General features: G+C 75.1%; 5 protein-coding genes and 1 pseudogene. 2 read left to right on the forward strand and 4 right to left on the reverse strand.

Annotated elements, in window-relative coordinates:
- Window positions 1-665 (reverse strand): annotated as a pseudogene (locus tag CCN44_RS29670) (DUF4349 domain-containing protein); the annotation flags it as partial.
- 159 nt (window positions 666-824) lie between these two features.
- Here CCN44_RS29670 and hemG point away from each other — a divergent pair.
- Complete coding sequence (gene hemG / locus CCN44_RS29675; protein ID WP_086700982.1) at window positions 825-2,279, forward strand: protoporphyrinogen oxidase; 1,455 nt, start codon at window positions 825-827, stop codon at window positions 2,277-2,279.
- 5 nt (window positions 2,280-2,284) lie between these two features.
- The gene (gene hemQ / locus CCN44_RS29680) at window positions 2,285-3,016 is read left to right on the forward strand and encodes a hydrogen peroxide-dependent heme synthase (protein ID WP_059253495.1); all 732 of its coding nucleotides are present in this window, start codon (window positions 2,285-2,287) and stop codon (window positions 3,014-3,016) included.
- Window positions 3,017-3,038: 22 nt separating this feature from the next.
- On the opposite strand, the gene CCN44_RS29685 is transcribed toward hemQ, so the two are convergent.
- The 3 genes from CCN44_RS29685 to CCN44_RS29695 form a co-directional block, all read right to left on the reverse strand.
- On the reverse strand, window positions 3,039-4,685 hold the full coding sequence (locus CCN44_RS29685; RefSeq protein ID WP_086700985.1) for an alpha/beta hydrolase: 1,647 nt from the start codon (window positions 4,683-4,685) through the stop codon (window positions 3,039-3,041).
- Between the two features lie 190 nt (window positions 4,686-4,875).
- Entirely contained in the window at window positions 4,876-5,655 is a 780-nt protein-coding gene (locus tag CCN44_RS29690) for a TIGR04222 domain-containing membrane protein (protein WP_059253499.1), read from the reverse strand.
- 116 nt (window positions 5,656-5,771) lie between these two features.
- Complete coding sequence (locus CCN44_RS29695) at window positions 5,772-6,521, reverse strand: DUF4142 domain-containing protein (protein WP_086700988.1); 750 nt, start codon at window positions 6,519-6,521, stop codon at window positions 5,772-5,774.
- Window positions 6,522-6,558: the final 37 nt, after the last annotated feature.

The following is a 6,558-nucleotide window of genomic DNA, read 5'->3' on the forward strand; positions in this document are numbered from 1 at the left end:
GCGACAGGGTGATGGTGGCCAGGCTCGTACGGTCCTTCAGGGACGCCTGCCGGGCCAGCAGCGCCTCCAGGTCGGCCTGACGGCTGCTCAACTCGCCTTCCAGGGCGACGACATCGCTCAGCTTGGTCGCCTTGTCCATCAGCGCGCGGATCCGGCCCACGCTGGCCCGCTGCGACGTGATCCGGCTGTCCACGTCCACGACCTGGTCGGTGACGTCCACCGCCTTGGCCGTGCGGCCGACCAGCCGGCCCNNCCTCGTCGTACCGCTCGGCGGGCACCCGCAGCACGACCCGGGTGCGCTCGTGTCCGTCGGTGTCCCGGCTCGTCGTCTCGGTGCCGACGTAGCCGCCCGCGTCCTCGGCGGCCGTCCGGGCCGCCGCGAGGGCCTTGGGTACGTCCTTGACCTCGACGGTGAGGGACGCCGTGCGGATGATCGCGTCCGGGGTGGGCGGGGGCGTCCCGCGCGAGAGCCTGCCGGGCTCGGCCGTGCCGCGCTCGGCCGGGCCGCCGGGGGCGCCGGCCTGTGCGGCCTTGGCGTCCGAGGCGGACGTGTCGGAGCCGCCGCCCGCGTCGTCCGCGCCGCCGCACCCGGCGAGCGCGAGGGAGGCGGCGAGCAGGACCCCGGCCAGGGCCCGGAGGCGACGTGCGGTGTGCGGTGTGCGCATGGGCGGTACCCCCCGAGGGCTGTGGGCTGTGACGGTCCTTCGACGGCGGGGCGCGGGAAAACGTTGGACGGTGCAGGTTCCGATGCGGTCACGGTCCGGACGCGCGCCGGACACCGCCTCCCGGCCGCGGTGCCGGTGGGGTCTGAGAGAGTGGGGGACATGAGCACAACGGGTAGGGGCTTGGGGCACGTCGTCGTGATCGGGGCCGGCATCGCCGGGCTGGCCGCCGCGCACCGGCTGCTGGGGCGCGGCGCGCGCGTGACCGTGCTGGAGGCCGGCGACCGGGTCGGCGGCAAGCTGCTGCCCGGCGAGATCGCCGGCGTGCGGGTCGACCTGGGCGCCGAGTCCATGCTCGCCCGCCGCCCCGAGGCGGTGGCCCTCGCGCGCGAGGCGGGACTGGGCGAGCGGCTCCAGCCGCCGGCCACCGCCACCGCCTCGATCTGGACCCGGGGTGCCCTGCGGCCCATGCCCAAGGGCCATGTGATGGGCGTGCCCGGCACCGCGACCGCGCTCTCCGGCGTCCTCTCCGACGAGGGCCTGGCCCGCATCGAGCGCGACACCGACCTGCCCCGCACCGAGATCGGCGACGACGTGGCCGTGGGGGAGTACGTGGCGGCCCGGCTCGGCCGCGAGGTCGTCGACCGGCTGGTCGAACCCCTGCTCGGCGGGGTCTACGCGGGCGACGCGTACCGCATCTCGATGCGCTCGGCCGTCCCGCAGCTCTTCCAGGCCGCGCGCACCCACACCTCCCTCACGGAGGGCGTCCGGGAGATCCAGGCGAAGGCCGCCGCGCAGCAGCAGACCGGGCCGGTCTTCATGGGCATCGCCGGCGGGGTCGGGCAGCTGCCGCTCGCGGTCGCCGCGTCGGTGCGCGCGCGGGGCGGCGACATCCTGACCGGGACGCCCGCGCGCGAGCTGCGCCGGGAGGCGGCCGGCGGCTGGCGGATCACCGCCGGTGAGCGCGTGCTGCACGCCGACGCCGTGATCGTCGCCGTACCCGCCCCGGCCGCCGCCGGGCTGCTGCGCGCCGAGTCCCCCGCGGCCGCCGCCGAGCTGTCCGCCGTGGAGTACGCCTCGATGGCGCTGGTCAGCCTCGCCTACCGGCGCGCCGACCTGAGCCTGCCCGCGGGCAGCGGCTTCCTCGTGCCGCCCGTCGACGGCCGCACCATCAAGGCCGCCACCTTCGCCTCCCAGAAGTGGGGCTGGATCGCCGAGGAGGACCCGGACGTGGTGGTGCTGCGCACCTCCGTGGGCCGCTACGGCGAGACGGCGGTGCTCGGCCGGGACGACGCCGACCTGGTGGAGATCTCCCGGCACGACCTGCGGGAGGCCACCGGCCTGGACGCCGTACCGCTGGAGACCCGGGTCACCCGCTGGACCGACGGCCTGCCCCAGTACCCGGTGGGGCACCATGCGCGCGTGGCCCGCGTCCGGGAGCGGATCGCGGCGCTTCCGGGACTCGCGGTGTGCGGCGCGCAGTACGACGGCGTCGGCATCCCCGCGTGCATCGCGAGCGCGTACGCGGCGGTGGACCAGCTGGACGGCGACCCCGCCGGGGTCGCGGAGCTGACGGCGAACCCGGTGCAGAGCCTGCACGGCGGAGCGGGAGAATAGGGACCATGAGTGACGACGCCCCCACCACCGAGTCCGGCAGGATCCCGAACAAGGGCAAGCTGGCCAAGGACCTCAACGAGGTCATCCGCTACACCCTCTGGTCGGTCTTCCGGCTGAAGGACGTGCTGCCGGAGGACCGCGCCGGATACGCCGACGAGGTCCAGGAGCTGTTCGACCAGCTCGCCGCGAAGGACGTGACCGTCCGCGGCACCTACGACGTCTCTGGCCTGCGCGCCGACGCCGACCTGATGATCTGGTGGCACGCCGAGACCAGCGACCAGCTCCAGGAGGCGTACAACCTCTTCCGCCGCACCAGGCTGGGCCGCGCGCTCACGCCCGTGTGGTCGAACATGGCGCTGCACCGCCCGGCCGAGTTCAACCGCTCGCACATCCCGGCGTTCCTCGCCGACGAGACGCCCCGCGACTACGTGAGCGTGTACCCCTTCGTCCGCTCCTACGACTGGTACCTGCTGCCGGACGAGGACCGCCGCCGCATGCTCGCCGACCACGGCAAGATGGCCCGCGGCTACCCCGACGTGCGCGCCAACACGGTCGCCTCGTTCTCCCTCGGCGACTACGAGTGGATCCTGGCCTTCGAGGCCGACGAGCTGTACCGCATCGTCGACCTCATGCGCCACCTGCGCGGCTCCGAGGCCCGGATGCACGTCCGCGAGGAGGTCCCGTTCTTCACGGGCCGCCGCAAGGACATCGCGGACCTGGTGGCGGGCCTGGCCTGAGCCGCGCCCCCGCAGGCGGGCCCTACCGGCGCTCGGCCTTCCCCTTCAGGGCGTCCCGCTGAGCCGCCGGCCGGACCGCCGCAGGCAACCGGCGCGGCGCGCACGACGCGTGCCGCGCCGGGACCCGGCCCTCCAGCAGATACGCGTCCAGGTATCCGTTGACGCACGCGTTGGGCCCGCCCGCGATGCCGTGCGTCCCCGCGTCCCGCTCGGTCACCAGCACCGAGCCGGCCAGCCGCCGGTTCATCTCCAGGGCGCCCTGGTACGGCGCGGCGGCGTCCCGCTCGGCCGCCAGGATCAGCACCGGCGGCAGCTCACCGGGCCCGGTCCGCACGTCCAGCGGCTGCTGCCGGGGCGCCGGCCAGTAGGCGCACGGCAGGTTCATCCACGCGTTGTCCCAGGTCTCGAAGGGAGCCACCCGGGCGAGCCGGGTGTTGTCGCGGTCCCACACCTTCCAGTCCGTCGGCCAGGGCGCGTCGTTGCACTCCACGGCCGTGTACACCGCGCTGCCGTTCTCCGCCGCGACGGCCGTCCCCGGGCGGGGCGCGGCCAGCCGGACCAGCGGCTTCGGGTCGCCGTGCAGATACGCCGAGAGGGCCGCGGCCCGGCTCGGCCAGTAGTCGTCGTAGTACCCGGCCGTCAGGAACGCGTTCTGCAACTGGCCGGGGCCCACCTTCCCGCCCGCCGCCTTCCTCGCCAGCCGCTCGCGCGCGGTGTCGTAACTGCGCTGCACCCGCGCGGGGGTGGCACCGAGCCGGTACACGTCGTCGTGCCGGGCGATCCACTCCCGGAAGTCGGCCCAGCGCTCCTCGAACGCCACCGACTGGTCCAGGTTGCTGCGGTACCAGATCCGCTGCGGGTCCGGGTTCACCGCCGCGTCCAGCACCATGCGCCGCACGTGCGAGGGGAACATCGCCGCGTACAGCGCGCCGAAGTAGGTGCCGTACGACGCCCCCACGAAGGTGAGCCGGTCCTCGCCCAGTGCCGCCCGCAGGACGTCCAGGTCCCGGGCGTTGTTGAGCGAGTGGTAGAACCGGAGCCTGCTGCCGGACCGCTCGGCGCAGCCGCGCGCGTACGCCTTCGCCTGGGCGATGCGCTGCCGCTTGTACGCCTCCGAGGGGTGCGTCGGTGACGAGGTGGGCGCGGTGCCGAAGGTCTTCGGGTCCTGGCAGGACAGCGGCGCCGACCGGCCCACCCCGCGCGGGGCGTAGCCGACCAGGTCGTAGGCGGCGGCGATCCGCTTCCACTCCGGGACCGTGCCGATCAGCGGGAAGTACATGCCGGAGGCGCCGGGGCCGCCCGGGTTGTAGAGCAGGGCGCCCTGCCGGGGGATCTTCCGCTTGCTGTTGTGCGGGTCCTTGTGGGTGGCCCGGGCGCGGCTGACGGTCAGCCGGATCTGTTCGCCGTACGGGTGGGCGTAGTCCAGGGGGACCGCCACCGTGCCGCACCGCACGCCGGCCGGCGCCTCCGGTACGTCGGCGGCGGAGCAGGGGCCGAAGTCGACACCGGCGGCCCGGGCGCGGGCCACGGCCACCGCGGTGCCGCGCAGTTCGGCCGTGCCGGGGACGCCCGGGACACCCGCAGTGCCGGGGGCGCCGCCCGCCGGGGCCGCGGCCAGGGTGGTCAGCAGCAAGGAACCGGCGGCCGAGTAGAGGGCGGCGGCTTTCATCGGGCATCCCTTCGGTGCGCGGCGGCGATGGCACGGCTGCCACGGCCCGGCGCCACTACAGGGATGTTTCGGTCAGCCGTGGGGTGAAGCAAGCACCACCCGGCCGGTGTCGGCCCCAATGCCCCCGTGCGCCGCCCGCGAAGCCCCCTTCGCCTCCGCTCACTCCCCCTTCACTCCCGCTCGCTCCCGTTCATTCCCGCCAGGGCTGGTCGCGGTGGGTGAAGGCGGCGCGCAGCTCCGGTTCGCCGATCGCGCGTATCCCGCGGACGGCGACGGAGGTGAGGAACGACCGCTCGTCACCGTCCGGCCGTCCGGCCAGCGCGCTCAACAGCCGCTGACCGGCGGGGGAGGCCCAGCGCGAGTACGGATGCACCTCGAAGCGGGCGATGGCCAGGCAGCTCAGCGCCAGCGTCAGCGGCAGGGCGAACCACGCGGCCACCAGCAGGCGCGGCGTCCCGGTCTGGACGGGCAGCAGCAGCGCGGTCGTGCCCAGGACGGCCACGGCGAGCGCGGCGGCCCGCACCTGCCGGACGGCGGCCCCCACGGTCGTCGCCGCGCCCTCGGGCACCGCGAGACCGGCGCGCACCAGCCCGTCCGCGAGCCGGCGCACGGCCTCCGCGCCGGCCGCCCGCGCCCGCACGGGCGCGATCCGCGACTGCCCCTCGGGCCCTATGGCCCCTATGACGGACCGCTCCATCTCGTCGCGGCCCCGCGGGTCCACGACGGTGGCCCAGCCGGTGTGCGCGAGCAGCAGCCGGCGCTGGCGGGCCATGGCGACCAGGGTGACGTCGGCGACCCGCGCGGGGCCGCCGGAGAGGAAGGCCGCCTCGTACAGCGTCAGATCGCGCTCCTGGGCCGCCGGTGCGTCCCGCGCGTCCACGGCCGCCGCGCGCACGGCCGCCAGGCACAGCCGGGTGCAGGCCGTACCGGCGAACGCCCAGGCCAGAAGCAGGAGTAGGACCCAGAACATGACGTGTTTGTATGCCAGAGGACTGGGCGGACGCCATGCCCTGTTCACGATCCGGACGGAGTGTTGCGGGTATGTGACCTTCCGTTTCCCGTCCTGGTCAGGGGTGTCAGGCGGCCTCAGGGGCCGCTCGTCGCCGGTGGCGGGGAGGACGTCCCGCCCGGCGACGGCGTGACGGGGACGGCGGCGCTCGGGTCGACCTCCGGCGGGGCCGGCACCGGGGAGGGGGAGGCCGCCAACTCCTCGGCCAGCGCGGCGAAGTCGACGTACCCGGTGGCCTCCAGGACCTTGATGTGGTCCAGGACGGTCGCGTTGGCGTTGTCGGCGAGATCGCGGACCAGGGAGTTCTGGGTGCCGGCCCGGACCTGGGCGACCAGGGAGAAGACCCGGCCGTGCGCGAGCCGCAGGATGCCGGCGAACCGGCGGTCGAAGTCCTGGCCCTCGGCCGCGTTCAGGGCGGCCAGCCACTGCTTCTGCTGCTCGTTCGGCTCGTTGGACAGGGCCACGCCGAGCTGGGTGGCGACGGTCCGGGCGTGCGCGTCCAGGGAGGTGTGGCCGTCGACGAGGTGCCGGCCGGCCGTGCGGACCGCCGGTGTGGTCCCCTTGCGCAGCGCCAGCTCCCCGGCGGGCAGTTCCCACAGCCCGGCCAGCCGGACCTTGGCGACGAAGTCGCGGTCCTGCGCGGACAGCGGGCCGTACGGGGTCGTCACCGTCTGCGCGCTCAGCACGCTCGCGCTCGCCGGATCCTGCCGGTCGGCGTAGGACCAGAGCGGGACGAGCAGCGCGACGACCGTGGCCGCCAGAGCGGTGATGACGAGACCGGTGCCGCTGAATATGCCTCGGCCGTCGATCGGGGGTCGCGGTCGCATGGTGCCTCCTGCACCGCACGCCGGGGTGTGCTGGGGG

The sequence above is a fragment of the Streptomyces tricolor genome (assembly GCF_002155905.1).
Lineage (GTDB): Bacteria > Actinomycetota > Actinomycetes > Streptomycetales > Streptomycetaceae > Streptomyces > Streptomyces tricolor.